This window comes from Larsenimonas salina, assembly GCF_023736155.1.
Classification (GTDB): domain Bacteria; phylum Pseudomonadota; class Gammaproteobacteria; order Pseudomonadales; family Halomonadaceae; genus Larsenimonas; species Larsenimonas salina.
Window position 1 is genome coordinate 43,425 of sequence record NZ_JAMLJJ010000005.1, and the last position, 16,168, is coordinate 59,592.

The 16,168-nt window shown below is 60.7% G+C and carries 12 protein-coding genes; 7 read left to right on the forward strand and 5 right to left on the reverse strand.

Translation table 11 applies throughout. From position 1 onward, the window contains the following. The 5 genes from NAT23_RS10700 to NAT23_RS10720 all read left to right on the forward strand — a co-directional run bounded on the left by NAT23_RS10700 (window position 1) and on the right by NAT23_RS10720 (window position 6,375). The gene (locus tag NAT23_RS10700) at window positions 1-1,074 is read left to right on the forward strand and encodes a TRAP transporter substrate-binding protein (RefSeq protein ID WP_251928166.1); all 1,074 of its coding nucleotides are present in this window, start codon (window positions 1-3) and stop codon (window positions 1,072-1,074) included. A 102-nt stretch (window positions 1,075-1,176) separates the two neighbouring features. Beyond that, on the forward strand, window positions 1,177-1,683 hold the full coding sequence (locus NAT23_RS10705; RefSeq protein WP_251928168.1) for a TRAP transporter small permease: 507 nt from the start codon (window positions 1,177-1,179) through the stop codon (window positions 1,681-1,683). Beyond that, window positions 1,683-2,996 carry a TRAP transporter large permease gene (locus NAT23_RS10710; protein ID WP_251928170.1) on the forward strand — a complete coding sequence of 438 codons (1,314 nt, stop codon included), beginning with the start codon at window positions 1,683-1,685 and terminating at the stop codon, window positions 2,994-2,996. The genes NAT23_RS10705 and NAT23_RS10710 overlap by 1 nt, the downstream gene beginning before the upstream one ends. A 321-nt stretch (window positions 2,997-3,317) precedes the next feature. Then, window positions 3,318-4,661 (forward strand): alginate export family protein, encoded by a 1,344-nt coding sequence (locus NAT23_RS10715; protein WP_251928172.1) that lies wholly within the window; start codon window positions 3,318-3,320, stop codon window positions 4,659-4,661. Between the two features lie 229 nt (window positions 4,662-4,890). Then, the gene (locus tag NAT23_RS10720; RefSeq protein WP_251928173.1) at window positions 4,891-6,375 is read left to right on the forward strand and encodes an aldehyde dehydrogenase family protein; all 1,485 of its coding nucleotides are present in this window, start codon (window positions 4,891-4,893) and stop codon (window positions 6,373-6,375) included. Between the two features lie 217 nt (window positions 6,376-6,592). Here NAT23_RS10720 and feaR read toward each other — a convergent pair whose 3' ends face one another. Continuing rightward, the gene (gene feaR / locus NAT23_RS10725; RefSeq protein ID WP_251928174.1) at window positions 6,593-7,531 is read right to left on the reverse strand and encodes a transcriptional regulator FeaR; all 939 of its coding nucleotides are present in this window, start codon (window positions 7,529-7,531) and stop codon (window positions 6,593-6,595) included. 169 nt (window positions 7,532-7,700) lie between these two features. Here feaR and NAT23_RS10730 point away from each other — a divergent pair, with 169 nt between their 5' ends. Then, window positions 7,701-8,630 carry a helix-turn-helix domain-containing protein gene (locus NAT23_RS10730; RefSeq protein ID WP_251928185.1) on the forward strand — a complete coding sequence of 310 codons (930 nt, stop codon included), beginning with the start codon at window positions 7,701-7,703 and terminating at the stop codon, window positions 8,628-8,630. A 38-nt stretch (window positions 8,631-8,668) separates the two neighbouring features. Here NAT23_RS10730 and NAT23_RS10735 read toward each other — a convergent pair whose 3' ends face one another. The 4 genes from NAT23_RS10735 to NAT23_RS10750 all read right to left on the reverse strand — a co-directional run bounded on the left by NAT23_RS10735 (window position 8,669) and on the right by NAT23_RS10750 (window position 14,530). Further along, window positions 8,669-9,958 carry an NAD(P)/FAD-dependent oxidoreductase gene (locus tag NAT23_RS10735; protein WP_251928187.1) on the reverse strand — a complete coding sequence of 430 codons (1,290 nt, stop codon included), beginning with the start codon at window positions 9,956-9,958 and terminating at the stop codon, window positions 8,669-8,671. Window positions 9,959-10,051: 93 nt separating this feature from the next. Further along, on the reverse strand, window positions 10,052-10,477 hold the full coding sequence (locus tag NAT23_RS10740; protein WP_251928190.1) for a Rid family hydrolase: 426 nt from the start codon (window positions 10,475-10,477) through the stop codon (window positions 10,052-10,054). An 80-nt stretch (window positions 10,478-10,557) separates the two neighbouring features. Beyond that, complete coding sequence (locus tag NAT23_RS10745) at window positions 10,558-11,694, reverse strand: ornithine cyclodeaminase family protein (RefSeq protein ID WP_251928191.1); 1,137 nt, start codon at window positions 11,692-11,694, stop codon at window positions 10,558-10,560. A 322-nt stretch (window positions 11,695-12,016) separates the two neighbouring features. Beyond that, entirely contained in the window at window positions 12,017-14,530 is a 2,514-nt protein-coding gene (locus tag NAT23_RS10750) for a CoA transferase (protein WP_251928193.1), read from the reverse strand. 396 nt (window positions 14,531-14,926) lie between these two features. Between NAT23_RS10750 and NAT23_RS10755 the strand changes: the two genes are divergently transcribed. Next, the gene (locus NAT23_RS10755) at window positions 14,927-16,084 is read left to right on the forward strand and encodes an iron-containing alcohol dehydrogenase (protein WP_251928195.1); all 1,158 of its coding nucleotides are present in this window, start codon (window positions 14,927-14,929) and stop codon (window positions 16,082-16,084) included. Window positions 16,085-16,168: the final 84 nt, after the last annotated feature.

Here is a 16,168-nt window from a genome sequence, read left to right on the forward strand (position 1 = left end):
ATGACACCACGTATGACCTGCAGCGCGCTCAAGCACTGCCAGCGTGTGCTGCTGCTCGGGGTCGGCCTGGCCCTCGGGGCGGCAAGCCCGTCGGCGTCGGCCGTGACCACGCTTCGCATCACGCACTTTCTGCCCGCGGTCGCAAGCGTGCAGCGTCAGGTGCTCGATCCCTGGTGCGATGAGCTTGAAGCGCGTTCAGGTCACGAGATTCGCTGCCAGATCTACCCCTCGATGCAGCTCGGGGGGATTCCCTCTCAACTGCCCGACATGGTGCGAAACGGCGTGGTGGATATCGCCTGGACGGCGCTTGGCTACTCCGCCGGGCGCTTTCCTCGAAGCGAGGCGCTGGAGCTTCCGTTCATGCTGCCCGCCGGCGGCGACGAGGGCAGCCGAATCGCCTGGGCCTTTACCCAGGGGCCGGCGCGCAAGGATTTCGCCGACTACCACGTACTGGCCGTGCACAGCGACGGCGGTGCGGTTTTCCATTCACGCGATACGCCCATTTACGACGCAGCCGACATGGTCGGGCTGAAGCTTCGCGCGCCGACCCGAATGGCGTCTCGAATGATCGATGCGCTTGGCGCCTCGGCGGTCAGCATGCCGCCGGCCCAGATTGCCGACACCCTCGCCAAGGGCGTGATCAACGGCGCCTCGGCCGGGTGGGAGGTGGTGCCGCCGACCAAGCTCGATGAAGTCACCCGCTATCACACCGAACCGGCCGCGCATCAGGCAACCCCTACCGTGACCGTACTGGCGTTTCTGATGAACAGGCAAAGCTATGAGCGCCTGCCCGACAAGGCACGAGAGGCGCTGGACGCACTCAGCGGCGAGGGGCTCTCGCGTCGGTTCGGCAAGGCTTGGGACGACGCCATCGTCCGTGTGCGTGCCAAGGTCAAAAATGACCCCGACCAGACCGTCATCACCCTTGATGATGCGGCCTATAACGGCATGCGTGACGCCTCGCGCTCGGTGACCGAGGACTGGATGGCCTCACGCGAGGGCGGGGTCGACCGGGCGGCACTGGTGCGCGCACTTGAAGCGCTCGTCGAACAAAAAGAGCCGGCGCTTGAGTGACGCCGCGCGGCTGGCCCGGCCGGCAGGGCTTAAATGAGATGAAGCGCTTTCGGATGAGATGAAGCGCTTTCGGATGAGATGAAGCGCTTTCGGGAGACAGACATGATCAAACCGTTACTCACGCGCCTCGCGGCCGGCCTTGCGCTGGTGGGCGGGCTATTGCTGCTCGGCGCCATTGCGCTTTCGCTGACCTCGATGGTCGGGCGCAGGCTCTGGGCCGCCCCCATCACCGGCGATATGGAGCTTTTGCAAATGACGATGGCGGTGGCGGTGGCCTGCTTTTTGCCGCTGTGTGAAATCAACGACCGTCACATTCGGGTGGATATCGTCGCAACGGTATTGCCGGCCGGCGTCAATCGCGCGCTGCTGGTGATCTCACATCTGGTGCTGGCCTGCGTCAGTGCGCTGCTTTTGTGGCGTACGGCGCTGATGACGCAGGACAGTTTTCTTTTTAACGCGCAAAGCGTGCAGCTTGGCCTGCCCGAATGGGCCTTTCAGGTTGCGATGCTGCCGGGTCTTGCCCTGATGAGTGTGTGCGCGTTGTATCAGAGCGTGCATCATTTGATCCGCGAGGACGCGCCAGCGCTTATCGAGGAGGAGGGCCTTTAATGGAAGGACTGACGATGGGCGCGGTAGCGCTTGGCGTGATGCTGTTGCTGCTTGGCTGCCGGCTGCATGTGGGGGTAGGGATGCTGCTGGCCGGCGCCCTGTGTTATCTGCTGGTCTACGGCGATCTTCACGCGCTGCTCTATACCCTTAACAATCTGGTCTACGCGCGGTTCTCAAGCTATGACCTGGCAGTGATCCCGATTTTTGTGCTGATGGGGCAGTTCGCGATTCACGGCGGGCTGTCGGCGACGCTCTTTCAGGCCAGTGCCAAGTGGATCGGCCACTGGCGGGGCGGGCTTGCGATGTCGGCGGCCGGGGCCTGTGCGGGTTTTGGTGCCATCTGTGGCTCCTCGCTTGCCACCGCCACCACCATGAGTCAGGTGGCGCTGCCGGAGCTTGAGCGTCACCGCTACACCAAGCGGCTGGCCACCGGCACCATCGCCGCCGCAGGCACGCTTGGCATCCTGATTCCGCCATCGGTGCCGCTGATCGTCTACGCCGTGCTGACCCACACCTCGATCGCGACGCTGTTCATGGCGGCGGTGCTGCCGGGGCTGGTGGCGGTGGTGGGCTACTTTGCGGTGATTCGGCTGATGGCGGTGCGCTCGATGACGGATGTCGAGGCGTCGCCCCGCTACTCGTGGGCCGAGCGGCTGGCGAGTCTTCGGGACATCGCGCCGGTGCTGGTGATCTTCATCGTGGTGATCTTCGGGCTGTATGGCGGCTGGGCGAACCTGACCGAGGCGGCCTCGCTCGGGGCGGCGGCCTGTGGCGTTTATGCCCTGTGGCGCGGCATGCGCTGGGCCGGGCTTTACAAGAGCCTGGTGGGCACCGCAGAGGCGAGCGCGATGATCTATCTGGTGGTGATCGGGGCCGATCTATTGAACAGTGGGCTGGCGCTCGGCCAACTGCCGGCGGCGCTTGCCGAGTGGGTGCTCGGCAGCGGCCTTGCCCCGCTTGCGGTGCTGTTGGTGATTCTCGCGATCTATCTGGTGCTGGGCTGCATGATGGACTCGCTGTCGATGATTCTGCTGACCATTCCGATCTTCTTCCCGATCATCATGCAGCTCGATCTTTTCGGCCTGACCGGGCCGGAAAAGGCGATCTGGTTCGGGATCGTTGCGCTGATGGTGGTGGAAATCGGGCTGATTACGCCGCCGATGGGGATGAACCTGTTCATTGTGCAGAAATACAGCCGCAACACGACGCTGGGTACGGTCAGCCGTGGCATCGTGCCGTTTCTGGGGGCGGACATGGTGCGTATTGCGGTGGTGGTGTTCGTCCCGGCGCTGTCACTGGTGTGGCTTGGGTAGCAAGGCACCTTTCTGCGGCGTCATTGCAGGACCCCTCAAAGGATCGGCCGACGTGCCGATTCTTTCTTTTGTCACGCGGGTTCAATCGGTCAGTTTCGAGGTTTGTTGCAGTCCTTCCGACAGGCGTTGCGGCAGGGCCGGGCAGGTTTTCGTCAAGGGCAGACAAGCGCGGCGAAGGTCTGCTCGCTAGCCTGTGACGAGCGGCCTTGGCCACGGCATCAAGGCCCATTCAGGCGACATCGAACATAAGCACCGACACCACGACACACGCACCAACACCACGACGCACGCACCAACACAACAATAAGGGACGACTGCCTCATGACTACAATACGCTACCGCCCCGTGCTGCCGACGCTCGCCGCCAGCACGATCATCACACTCTCGCTTTGCGGCAACGCCTCGGCGCTCGAGCTCTACGACACTGCAAAGACCAAGATCAACCTCAACGTCACCGGTGTGGCCGGGGCGTTTCACAGTCAGAAAGGGTATGCCCAGTCGGAGACGGCCGAGGCCGGCGGCCGGGACTGGCAGGAAGGCTTCATCAAGTACGGCCTCGATGCCACCCATACGCTGTCCCCCACGGCGGGCTCGCTTTACGCCAATGTGGCCTGGACCTCGAGCGGCACATGGGGCCAGGGCGACGCGGCGGGCTTCACTACCGGCGATGAGCGGCGAACGCACCTCGAGGACCTCGCCGTTGGCTGGAAATCCGGCGAGCTGATTCCAGCGCTTGGCACCGACGGGCTCGATGTGTCGGTGGGCCGGCAATACATTCAGGTTGGCGATGGGTTCCTGATTTCCGGCGACTCGCTCAATTTCGGCGAGGGGGTGCTTGGCGGTGATCTCGACCGTGGCGGGGCCTACTATCTCGCCGCGCGCCAGTCCTTTGAAAAGACCGCCGTGGTGAGACTCGGCGGCGATACAGGCTGGCGGGGCGATCTGATGTGGCTCAAATCCGGTAACCGGGCGCAGGCCAAGCCCGAAATGGCGGTGGGCACGCTCGAGCACGTGACCGATGACGCCACGCTCGGGGCGACCTACATCAAGGTGCTCGATACCGACCGCGATTTCGCGTTTCTCTACCCGGACCGGGACGACACCAAGGTCTACAGCGTCTACGGCCACGGCAATGCCGGGGTCGAGAACCTGTTTTTGGCCGGTCAGTACGCCTGGCAGGAAAAAGGCAACGGTGCCGATGAAAACGCCTGGTACGCAGAAGCCGGCTGGACGTTCAGTGATCTGGCCTGGTCGCCCTACGTGAGCTACCGCTTCAGCCGGTTCTCCGACGGCTATGACCCGCTGTTCTACGGCAACGGCCGCGCACTCGGCACCTGGTTCCAGGGGGAGGTGGCGGCGAACTACGCAGGCCCCTTCGCCACCAACGCCCGCATTCATCAGGTCACATTGTCACTCACGCCTGCCGATAATCTAAGCCTTGGCTTGCTGGCGTACCGCTTCGATACCCTCGATACCGATCAGGGGCCGAACCTTGATGGCAACGAGATCGACCTCTATGGCACCTGGACGATCAACGACCATTGGTGGGTGATGCCGCTGGTTGGCCGTTACGACCCGGACGCCTCCGCCTCAAGCGGCGGGTCACAGCTTGGCGGCAGTGGCTCGAACTACTACACCCAGCTGTTGGTCGGGTTTAACTTCTGATTCGGGCAAGGCACGCGCCCTAAAAGATAAACCTCGGCAGACAGCGTCATGCACCCGGCAGGCACTGGCAAGTCGTCGGGTGCGTGGCGCATTAGCCTAACGATATACAGCTCTTTTCAACACAGAACCGCTGTTTGACGTCGAGTTTCTCACGCGTTGCTGGTGGCACCCTACTGGGTGGCCCTTGAATGGCGCACCGCTCGATGCTCAATCGCGCAGGAGATCGCTCATGAGTCAGGACACTGCATCACAGGCCGTACAGGACTTCTTAACGCGGGCGACGGGCTCGTTCATCGATGGCGCCTTTTTGAGTGAAGGCAACGCCCGCGATGTGCTGGACCCCTCGACCGGCAAGCCGCTGACCCAGGTGGCCGAAGGTGACGCTGCGCTTGCAGACCGTGCGGTCGCCCTGACCAAGGAAAGCTTCGAGGACGGCCGCTGGAGCAGCATGACCCCGGCGGCGCGTGAGCGCATTCTGCTACGTTTTGCCGATCTTCTGGAGGCGAACGCCGACGAACTCGCCCAGATCGAAACCCTCAACCAGGGCAAGTCGATCAACATCGCCCGTGGCGTCGATGTCGGCTTCTCGATCGATTTCATCCGCTACATGGCCGGGTGGACCACCAAGCTCGAGGGCAGCACCCGCGAAGTGTCCATCGGCATGCCGGAAGGCGCGAAGTTCAACGTTTATACCCTGCGTCAGCCCATTGGCGTCGTGGCGGCCATCGTTCCGTGGAACTTCCCGATGATGATTGCGCTCTGGAAGCTGGTGCCGGCACTGGCGGCAGGCTGCACGGTCGTGCTCAAGCCCGCATCCGAGACGCCCTTGAGCGTTCTGCGCCTGGCTGAACTCGCGATCGAGGCCGGTGTGCCGAAGGGCGTGTTCAACGTGGTGCTGGGTTCCGGGTCAACGGTCGGCACGCGTCTGTCCGAGCATCCGGACGTCAAGAAGGTCACGTTCACCGGCAGCACCGAAATCGGCAAGCAGATCGGTCATGCCGCAGTCGAGCATATGGCGCACGTCTCGCTGGAGCTGGGCGGCAAGAACCCGATGCTGGTACTTGAAGACGCCAACATCGAAAAGGCCGTCAACGGCGCGCTGATGGGGGGGCTGCTCAATCAGGGGCAGGTCTGCGCAGCGGCCTCGCGGTTCTACGTCCACCGAAGCATCCATGACGCCTTCTGCGAGCACCTGGCCAAGGCGGTCGACTCCATGCACGCAGGCCCTGGCATCGACCCCGAGGCGCAGGTCAATCCGCTGGTGTCCAAGCGGCAGCAGGAAAGCGTGCAGGGCTATATTGATCGTGCTCGTGAGCAGGGCGCTAATGTTCACGTCGGCAATCAGGTGCCGTCCGAAGGCTTTTACGTCTCGCCCGCAGTGGTCAGCGGTGCAAGCCACGACATGGAGATCGCACGGGAAGAGGTGTTTGGCCCGGTGTTGACGGTAGTGCCTTTTGATGACGAGGAAGAGGCGCTCAAAATGGTCAATGACAGCGATCTGGGCCTGGCCGCGAGCCTCTGGACCGAGAGTCTGTCCAAGGCGATGGCGATGACGCCACGCATCGAAGCCGGCACCGTCTGGGTCAACACCCACGTGACGCTTGATCCGGCCATGCCGTTTGGCGGTCTCAAGATGTCGGGGCTCGGCAAGGAATTCGGCCCGGAAGCGGTCAACGCCTACACCGAACTCAAATCAATCTGCATCGCGTACTGACCACGTGCCCGAGCCGGCCCTGATCGTTATTCGGGGGCCGGCTCGACCCGGCTTGAACCGACTCGAATATTGGTGGCGGCTCAGGTCGCGACCTCATTTAGCGCAGGTTATGCACTTTTCTGGTGCATTACCTCGACGCCTCTCGTCTTTCTCGTCTCGCCATCCCGTCTCTTTACCCAGGTCAGCGTCATCTTTTCGCTAAGGCCGCGCTTTGGTCTCAGGCCGCGTATTCCAGGCGTGCCCGGCGGTATTCCCGCGGTGAACTTTGGAACTCGCGCTTGAAGGAGCGGCTGAAGTGCGCTGAATCGGTGAAGCCCCATTTATAGGCGATCTGGGTGATCGAACGCTTGACCAGAATCGGGCTTGCCAGTTCCTCGGCGCAGCGTGCCAGCCGGCGGCGCTGAACGTAGCGGCATACGGTTTCGCCGTGCTGTTCGAACAGGCGGTAGAGCTGGCGCACCGACATATGAAAGGCCGCCGCCAGACGCTCCGGGCCGAGGTCGTCTTCGTGCAGGTGCTGGTCGATGAACTGCTGCACACAGATAAACAGCGTGCCATCGGCCTGCTCCATGAAGGACGGTGTGAGCGCCTGATGCTGATGGATGGCCGGCAACAGCGCGACCAGCGACTCCGAGATGCCCCGTTCGCGTTCCTCGATCGCGGCCAGCGGCTCGGAGATCATCCGATTGACCACCAATTGCAGGATCTGGCTGCTGGCGCAGTCCGCGGTGATCTTCATGAACGGAATCGTGGTATCACCGAAGCGCTTTGCGACCTCGCTGCGACAAAGATGCAGTGAATCGTGCTCGATCAGGCCATGGGGAATAATGTCGCAGGCCTCGACCGAATCCATCAGCGCCATCTCGCCGGGACGCAATGTGATGGCGACATCATTTTGAATCAGGGTGGCGTGCCCCTGTTTTTGCACCACCAGGAAGCAGAAACGGTCCTCATCGCGATGTTGTGGGCGACGATTGGTAATCTTTTCTGCGTTCGTGACGATGTTTGCAATATCGATTCCGCCATTGGAGCGGCTTGAAACACTGCCCTGAAAGCTTCGGCGGTCTCTGGGTGTGGAGTCGAAATTGCCACATGCTTGCCTTACGGCGCCAAGCCAGGCATCGAACGACAGCGAGGTTGCATTCGTGGTTAGCATTGGGTCACCATATTCATTAACATTTTAATGGTTCAATCGACTCTAAAGAAAAAAATGAACCGACACCACCATCCATTGGTCAAGCACACCCTTGGTCGAATGGAGGGGGGATAGCAATAATGCAAGCTTCATGCCATGACCACGAGCGATGCGCCCGAAGGAGTCATTCATGACAATTACACTGCATCACTGCCTTGATGCCACTGAGCATGCTCAGCGTCTGGACGGCTGGCAACAGGAATCCAATCAGATCGAAGCGGGCTGTTTTTCCGGCGAAATCGTGGATGTTGCCAGCCGCGATGTGCGTCTTTTCCGGGAAAGCGCCAATCTGGGGCTGTCTCAGCGGATGCATTTTCCCGAGTCGCAGTGGCACCTGGTCACGCCGATACGCTGGTCCAACAGTGACTTGTTTGGCAGCGACGCGGTGACCGTTTTGCCAAGCTGCGACCAGTTCTGGAGCGTGGCGCCATCGAACTACGACCTACTGGTGGCCTCCATCGACCGAAGCCGACACCCCTGGCTTGGCCGCGATGAGCACCGATTGCGCCGACTCGAGGTGCCGAAGGGGCTTTTGAATCAGGTGCGCGGGCAGTGGCAGGGCATGACCGACTACCTGCGCCAGCGCCCCGCCCACGAGCTGATGACGCCGACGCTTCAGCAGTCTCTGATGCGCCAGATCGAAGACAGTATTGAGCTCTTGTTGAGCGAATGTGCGCTGAGCTTTGAGCCGGACGTCAGCAACTACCGCACCCGGCGCTACATCGTCGACCGCTGCCAGGCGCTGATGCGCAGCCAGCCCGAGGACCCACCGTCACTGATGGCGCTGTGCGACCAGCTGAAGATTTCACGCCGGACGCTTCAATACAGCTTTCAGGCCGAAGTGGGGCAGTCACCGGTCAACTACCTGCGGGCGCTGCGACTCAACGCGGTGCGCCGAAGCCTTCTAAAGACCCCGACCCAGCGCCTGGCCGACGCCGCCGCCGGCCAGGGCTTTTTTCACCAGAGCTACTTCTGTCGCGAATACCGGCGCCTGTTTCAGGAGCTGCCTTCAGCCACCCGCGACCGGGCACTCATGGCGGCCCGCCCGAGCGTGGCCTAGCGGTCTGCAAGTGTACGGTCGAGCTGGAACCGGCCGGCCTAGAAGCGGCCGAACCGATAGGGGCGCGGATCGATGATCGGCTCGCTGTTCATGACCAGATCCGCCGCAAGCTGACCGGCGGCCGGCGAGGTTCCGAACCCGTGGCCGGAGAAGCCGGTGGCAAGCGTCAGCCCCGGCACGCCGGGCACGGCATCGATGACCGGGTTTGAATCTGGCGTAATGTCGATCATTCCCGCCCAGGACTCTTCAACGCTCATGTTCTCGAATGTAGGCCAGGCCGCAGACAGGTTGCGATACGCCTCATCATTGAGCTTTTGGTTGATCGGCGGGTCGATGGTGCGCACCTGTTCGAACGGCGATTTGCCGTTTTTCCAGCGCCGCGGCATCGTCAGGTCCCGCCAGAAATGCTTGCCCATCGAGATCCGCATCAGCCCCCACTGCGCGCGCAGTGCGCTCAGGTACTTCGAGCCGACCAGCAGGTGATCGAGTGTGAGCGGGGCGTCCAGCGCGCCGCGCTGGGTCACGATAAACCCGCCATCCTTGTGTTTTCTGAACGAGAAGTCCGGCCCGCCGACGGCGGCGTCAGTGGGGCCGTTCATGGCGGTGGTACGAAACACCGACAGAACCAGAGGCAGCGTCGGCAGTGAAATACCGATGTTGCCCAGAAACCGTCGGGAGCCCATGCCGCCGGCCAGCAGAACCTGATCGCAGCGAATCTCGCCGCGCTCGGTCACAACGCCACTGACCTTGCCGCCGGCGCGGGTGAGGTTGCGCACCGCGCAGTGCTCGACAATTACCGCACCGCGCTTGATGGCGGCGCGGGCGATGGCGCTGGAGGCAAGCGTCGGCTCGGCGCAGCCGTCGGACGGCGTGAAAATGGCCCCGGCCCAGTCGCCGCGACCGCCCGGCACCTGCGCATCGACTTCGCGTGCACTTAGAATTTTCGAATCAAGCGACAGGCTCGAGACTGACTTGAGCCAGGCTTCGTGCACGGCGAGCTGATCCGGCGTGCGCGAGAGAAACATGATGCCGGACTGGCGATAGCCGACATCGCTGCCGGTACGCTCATTCATCGTGGCCCACAGCCGGTCGGAGGCCAGCGCCAGCGGAACATCCTCCTTGTGGCGGCTGGTCTTTCGAATCCAGCCCAGATTGCGGGAAGACTGTTCGCCGGCGATGCGGCCCTTTTCCAGAACCGTGACGGAGACGCCGCGTTCGGCGAGCGTCAGGGCGGCGGTCAGGCCGATGATGCCGCCCCCGATGATGACCACGGTGGTCGATTCGGGAAAATCAGTGGAAGTCTCGACGGGTGCGATTTTCGGTGCCATGAACGCGTCCTGATCGGTCGGTGACCCAACGCAGTACGACCGGACAGGCCGGTCGTACTGCGTTGACTCGAAGTTAAGGGGCCAAACGCTGCCTCACTGAGCGGAGGTATCGATCCGGGTGGTTTCGGCGCGGCCGGCGCCACGGTACGCGGTCACTTCCAGCTCGACCTTGTAGACCTCAGAGCCCAGCGGCGGGCAGGTCACGGTGATCACCGGATCAACGCCGCGCATGGTTTCACCAAACAGCGTCATGACGGTTTCGGTGTCGGCCGGGTTCTGGATGAAGATCTTCGCCGACACCACATCGGCAAGGCTGCTGTCGACGGCGGCCAGGCCACGCTCGATGTTGGCAAACACCTGCTTTAACTGCTCGCTGACGTCGTCGGGAATGTCCTTGGTGTCCGGGTTACGCCCGGCGGTGTTGGATACGAGGATCCAGTTATCCACGGCCACTACGCGAGAGTAGCTGGCGTGGTCTTCGAATTTGGAGCCGGTCTTGACCTTGGTAATCGTCGTCATTGGAAGGCGCTCGTTTTGATATCGATGAAGGGTCGGGCACCGGCGCACGGCGCGGTGCCCGCAGGTTGGGCGAGCGGCGCTTACTTGAGCGCGGGCTCATCCCACAGGTTGAGTGATACGCCGATGCCCTGTTCCACGGCCTTGCGGTAGACGACCGTTGCCCAGGCGACGTCCTCGACCGGCATGCCGCCGACCGACATCATGATGATTTCGTCGTCACTCTGGCGCCCTGGGCTATCGCCGGAGACGATCGCGCCGAGGTCCTCGAGCGCGCTGGCCTCAAGCGTACCGGCGTGAATCATGTCCATGAATTTCACACCGACCAGGGGAATGAAGTTGTGCGCGGGCTTGGGCACTTCCTCGTACCAGGCTTCATACAGGCCGGTGTCGTCGAGCACCTTGCGCACGTCCGGCGCTTCCATGCCGGCATCGAAGTTGCACGGCGCGGGCATGGCTAGAAAGGCGCCGGGTTTGACCCACTCACGCTTGACCATCGGGTACTTGTCCGGGTCGCCGACTTCGCCGGAGGCGCAGTAGGTCACGATGTCGGAGCCGCGTACCACCGCTTCTTCGGTGTCGACAATCTCGACGCTGACTTGCGGGTAGTGCTCGCTTGCCCACTCGACAAAGCCGTTGATGTTGTTCTCACTGCGGCCCTTGAGCTTGATGGTGTCGATGTCAGGGCAGACCGCCATGAACGCCGCCACACTGGTGCGCCCCATCACGCCCGGGCCCAGAAGGCCAATCACGCGGGAATCCTTGCGCGCCAGGTGACGTGCGCCGACGCCTGGTACCGCGCCAGTGCGGTAGGCCGACAGCAGGTTGGCTGACATGTACGCCAGCGGTGCGGCGGTGTCGGGGTCGGTCAGCGTGAACATCAGAATCGAACGGGGCAGGCCCTTTTCGCGGTTGGCGATGTTGGAGCCGTACCATTTCACGCCGGAGGTGCAGAAGCTGCCGCCGAGGTAGGCCGGCATCGCCATCATACGGCGATCCGCCGTCGGCTTCGGCATGGTCGGGAAGGGCGATTCCTCCGGAAACATGATCATCGCGCCGTGAGAGTCATTGTTTGGCCCGGCCATGCGGTAATCACCGATGTGCAGGAGGTGGAAGACTTCTTCCATGGTGTCCACGCAGGCGGCCATGTCGGTCACACCGGCGCGGATCATGTCCTGCTCGGAGAGGTAGATGAAATCGATCTTGGTATTGTTGTTCATGGTGTGCGTCCCTCAACGAATGCGTGTTCGAATGCGATGTATTCCATAGTGCGTATCGGCGCGCGCAGGCGTTAGCACAGATCGGCAACTCGGTGGCAAACGTCGACCAATGGCTTAAGGGGTAAAGGGAAGTACCAAGATACGGCGATACCGTGAGTGGTATGGGGCGCCTTATTTTAAACGCGCGTCTTAGTGGTTATAGCGTGTCTTAGTGGTTATAGCGTGTCGGTGGTTGGTCGAGAGTAAGAGGGGAGAAGAGGCTTTTAATCTTCAAACCACCCGGTCAGTAACTGACCGGGTGGTGATAGCAGGGTTAGCAAGGTTAACTCGGCAGAAACTCGCGTCCCCAGCCGGTGCCGGCAACGCCGCGCTCGATCATCGAGTCGATAGTCGCGTCGTCATGACCGAGCTTCGAGAGTATTGCCCGGGTCGAGGCGCCGAACCGTTCGGTTTGTGAGGGTGCGGCGATCGGCGCGTGTCGCGGGCGAATCGAGTAATGATCGATCTGAGTGATGCAGTGGCCGCTCGGATGGTCGGGGTAAATCGAAAACGCGTAGCTTCCGCGGTCAATGCCCATGTGCCCATCGGCATGACGGCTGTTGTCGGCCCTGAGTGTTTCAATGCTCAAGGGCTCGGCGGCCGCGATATCGATGTCATGCAGCAATTGAATCCAATAGGCCGAGGGTGCGCGCTCGAAGGCATGGGCCAAAAACTCGCCGACGTTTTTGGTTTCAGAGAGGCCATTAAGGGCCTCGAGCTGCGCCAGCCGGGGAAGCTCCGCTTGGCACGCGTCTAGATAGATCCACCCATCGCTGGTTCGGTAAAAATGCGAGAGCGCGCTATTGCCAAGTGCATTACGGCCTGATGGTTCATCAAAGGCGGCTCTGCCTGAGTAATCGAAGGCAAAGGGCAATTGAGCGAGGTTGGTAACGGCAGAAAGCGAGGTGCGGGCGCGTGAAGCTTCGCCGGTTCTCTGGCGATGATACAGCGCTACGGCCATGCCAAGCCCACCAGCGAATCCGCAGTTGACGTCCAGGGTTCCAAGGTGAGCGTGCTCTTCTGGCGTCTCTGGGCCGCCAAAACGACTCATGATGCCACTCACGGCTTGAATGATATCGTCGTAGCCGATGTAGTCGGTTTTTGGCCCCGGGCGGGGGCCGCCCAGGCAGTCCAGGCGGCAAAACAGAACACCTGGATTGATGGCCTGGAGGCTTTCGTGATCGAGCTCGAGGGCCTTCAACTGCCGTTGTGGGGCATTGATGACGACCATATCGACGCTTTTGATCAGCTGATGAAAGAGCGTGCGGCCCTCATCGCCGGTAATGTCAATTAGAGCACTTTGCTTGCCCATGCCGGTCTGGAATGTGAATAGGGTGCCGATCAATGGGTCATAAAGTGGTTTTACTGGGTCCAACTTGATCACTTCTGCGCCGAAACGGGTCAGAAATGCCGTGGAGTGCGGGCCGGCGATGACGTTGGTCAAATCGAGCACGCGCACGCCGTCGAGCCATCCCTTGGCGGAGGTGGGTGGTATATTCTGGCGTTGAGAACGGTTCGAGGCGTGCGTCTGCTCGGCACGTGTCAGTTCGTCCAGCGCTTCTTCGAAACACACCTGTTTTCTCGGACGCGGCGTCAACATGAGTTCACTCGATGCCTCTAGCCACACGATGGGCCCAGGCTGTTTCATTCGGCCGTATTCGGGGTCATCGACCTCGATAATCAGCCCTGCGGTATTTGTGTGCTCGTCGTTAACCCACTCTTTTGTCGTGCGGTGCGGCGCCCCGGGAATGCCGTTTTCGCCGAAAATAACGCCCCATTCACCCGATGTTTTTTCGAGAAAGGCCGCTTTCATCTTGGCGGAAATACGGTCGGCCCATTTTTTGGGCAGCGGGTAGACGCCGATGGAGGTTTCGCCTTCCCATTCACTGATGGGTAGGTGCAGATCTTCGACTTCAGGCAGACCTTCCGCGACCAGTTCATCGTAAATGCCCAGCGCTTGCAGGGCGCGGCGGGCGTGATTTCGATGAGATGGGCATACGCAGTAGAACATGCGGTCATCGGCGCATAGGTAGGTGCGATAGAATGGATCGAGGTACTCCTGAAGGGCTTCGTAGCTGAGATCCATCGAAATGTCGTTGGCTTTGCGGTACTCAATCTCTTCTTCCCGCATGGTTTTGTAGCGCTCTGGCAGGTTGTCGATAACGATGGAGTTATACGATAGGCCTTCCATTAGTGCTGACGCGACCGGCACTTCGATGATGTCTCCTTGACCGCTTTTTTCACGAGCCAGCAAGGCCATGACTACGGCACTGGCAGCGAGTGTTGTGGCGTAGGCCGAGCCTAAAGGTAGGGGGGAGAAGCTTGGATTGAGCCCCATCAGAACGCGGTTGAACCCCATGTCGGTAAACGCCCCGGAGGTCGCGGCGACGATGGCCTCGGTCGCTTTCCATTCGCGCCGCAGTTCATCGTTACTGGCAAAACCGGGCATCGAGAGTGTAATGAGATCCGAGCGCTCGGCGGTGAGCTGATCGAAATCGATACCGAGCCGTTTCATGACACCCGGGCGGAAGCTTTCGATCACGACATCGGCTTTCTTGATGAGCGCCATCGCGTGCTCAAGGCCTTCGGAGGTTTTCAGATCAAGCCGGAGGCAGCTTTTGTTTCTGTGCAGTATGGCGTTGGCCGGGTGGTCCCATTGGGGGCCTTGAGGCGGGTCGATATGGACGACGGTTGCGCCTAGATCGGCGAGTACCATGGCGGTTGCAGGACCTGCGATTTGTTGCCCGAAATCGACAATGCGAACCCCGGCCAATGGGAGCTGCGTGCACGTTTTCATCAAAACTCACCCTCTTAGACACATCGGCAAAAATAATGCTCAGGCAGCGATGCGCTTGTTGACGTGCTTCACCGCCTGACTCGACAAGAGGCGATCCTAGTTTTTGCGACAGAGGACGACCAACAATAAAAAAAAGGCCTTAGACCTCATTTTTTTGATGTGCGGTGGCATAAATTTTTTAGGGGCTAAGGGAAGGGTTTTCTTGCTTGCCAAGATTGAGTGGAGCTCACAAGAATGGCGTCCATCCTTTTGCACGAACACTCTTTGCCACCCCGCTCATTGCTTCGTCGGATCGAGGCGATGGAAACGCTGTTTCAGCGGCAGGGGGAATTGTCCGTTGCGGCGAGGGGGCGTGTCTTTTTTGAGCCACTGTTACTTGAAAGCGAGGGAGTCGTCATGTCCACACAGGTTGTTTTGCCGCGTACTATGCAGATTGGCGAGCACTCAAGTCATGCCTTGCCTGACGTGCTAGCTACTTTGGGCTGCACGCGTCCGCTGATCATCACAGACGGCATGATGGTTAAACTCGGCTACGCCGAAAGGCTTCAGAGCGTGCTGAGCGAGCATAACCTCAGTGCTGATGTGTTTTCAGATACGCTGCCTGAGCCGACAGTTGCGTCTATCCAAGCGGGCGTATCGACGGCACGTGATGGCAACTACGACAGCATTATTGCGTTAGGCGGTGGCAGCCCTATCGACAGTGCCAAAGCGATTGCAATTCTTGCCCGCCATGGCGGAGAAATGCGCGATTACAAGTTCCCGCGACAAGTCGATGAGCAGGGCATTCCAATTATTGCTATCCCGACCACAGCAGGCACTGGGTCAGAAGTCACTCGGTTCACAATCATTACCGATGAGACAACCGATGAAAAAATGCTGTGTGCCGGGCTTGGGTTTATGCCTGTTGCGGCCTTGATCGATTATGATTTGACGCTGAGCCTTCCTGCTCGAACTACAGCAGACACCGGCATTGATGCCATGACGCATGCCATCGAAGCGTACGTCAGCAAAAAAGCCAATCCGTACAGCGACAGTCAGGCGCTCTCGGCTATGCGGTTAATCGGGCCCAATCTGCGCCGGGTCTATCACAGCGGTGAGGATAAATCGGCTCGTGAGGCAATGATGCTGGGATCGACCCTTGCTGGCATCGCCTTTTCTAACGCCTCGGTTGCTCTAGTGCACGGAATGAGTCGCCCGATCGGTGCGCACTTTCATGTGCCCCACGGGCTTTCGAACGCTATGCTACTGCCGGAGGTAACAGCGTTTTCACTGCCGTCGGCGCCTGAGCGCTACGCCGAGTGCGCAAGGGCACTTGGTATGGCTGAAGTGACAGACAGCGATGAAGTTGCCAACCATAACCTGATCGAGGCGCTCACCTTGCTGAATCAGGAACTGAACGTTCCGACCCCTGAGCAATATGGTATTAAACGCCAGCATTTCTTCGATGTGTTGCCCCAAATGGCCGAGCAGGCTCTAGCCTCAGGCTCCCCTGGAAATAACCCACGCGTTCCCAGCGCGGATGAGATCGTCGAAATTTATCGGCGTCTCTGGTAGATCGTACGTATGTATCTGCGAGATCGAGACGCTTAGACATCTCTTTCTAAAGAGTCAGAATCCGGCAGTACAAAACCCAGGGTG

What these genes read in the sequence shown, in the direction of transcription:
- NAT23_RS10700 (WP_251928166.1), top strand. Translation starts at nt 1, where the DNA reads ATGACACCACGTATGACCTGCAGCGCGCTCAAGCACTGCCAGCGTGTG.
- NAT23_RS10705 (WP_251928168.1), top strand. Translation starts at nt 1,177, where the DNA reads ATGATCAAACCGTTACTCACGCGCCTCGCGGCCGGCCTTGCGCTGGTG.
- NAT23_RS10710 (WP_251928170.1), top strand. Translation starts at nt 1,683, where the DNA reads ATGGAAGGACTGACGATGGGCGCGGTAGCGCTTGGCGTGATGCTGTTG.
- NAT23_RS10715 (WP_251928172.1), top strand. Translation starts at nt 3,318, where the DNA reads ATGACTACAATACGCTACCGCCCCGTGCTGCCGACGCTCGCCGCCAGC.
- NAT23_RS10720 (WP_251928173.1), top strand. Translation starts at nt 4,891, where the DNA reads ATGAGTCAGGACACTGCATCACAGGCCGTACAGGACTTCTTAACGCGG.
- feaR (WP_251928174.1), bottom strand. Translation starts at nt 7,531, where the DNA reads ATGCTAACCACGAATGCAACCTCGCTGTCGTTCGATGCCTGGCTTGGC.
- NAT23_RS10730 (WP_251928185.1), top strand. Translation starts at nt 7,701, where the DNA reads ATGACAATTACACTGCATCACTGCCTTGATGCCACTGAGCATGCTCAG.
- NAT23_RS10735 (WP_251928187.1), bottom strand. Translation starts at nt 9,958, where the DNA reads ATGGCACCGAAAATCGCACCCGTCGAGACTTCCACTGATTTTCCCGAA.
- NAT23_RS10740 (WP_251928190.1), bottom strand. Translation starts at nt 10,477, where the DNA reads ATGACGACGATTACCAAGGTCAAGACCGGCTCCAAATTCGAAGACCAC.
- NAT23_RS10745 (WP_251928191.1), bottom strand. Translation starts at nt 11,694, where the DNA reads ATGAACAACAATACCAAGATCGATTTCATCTACCTCTCCGAGCAGGAC.
- NAT23_RS10750 (WP_251928193.1), bottom strand. Translation starts at nt 14,530, where the DNA reads ATGAAAACGTGCACGCAGCTCCCATTGGCCGGGGTTCGCATTGTCGAT.
- NAT23_RS10755 (WP_251928195.1), top strand. Translation starts at nt 14,927, where the DNA reads ATGTCCACACAGGTTGTTTTGCCGCGTACTATGCAGATTGGCGAGCAC.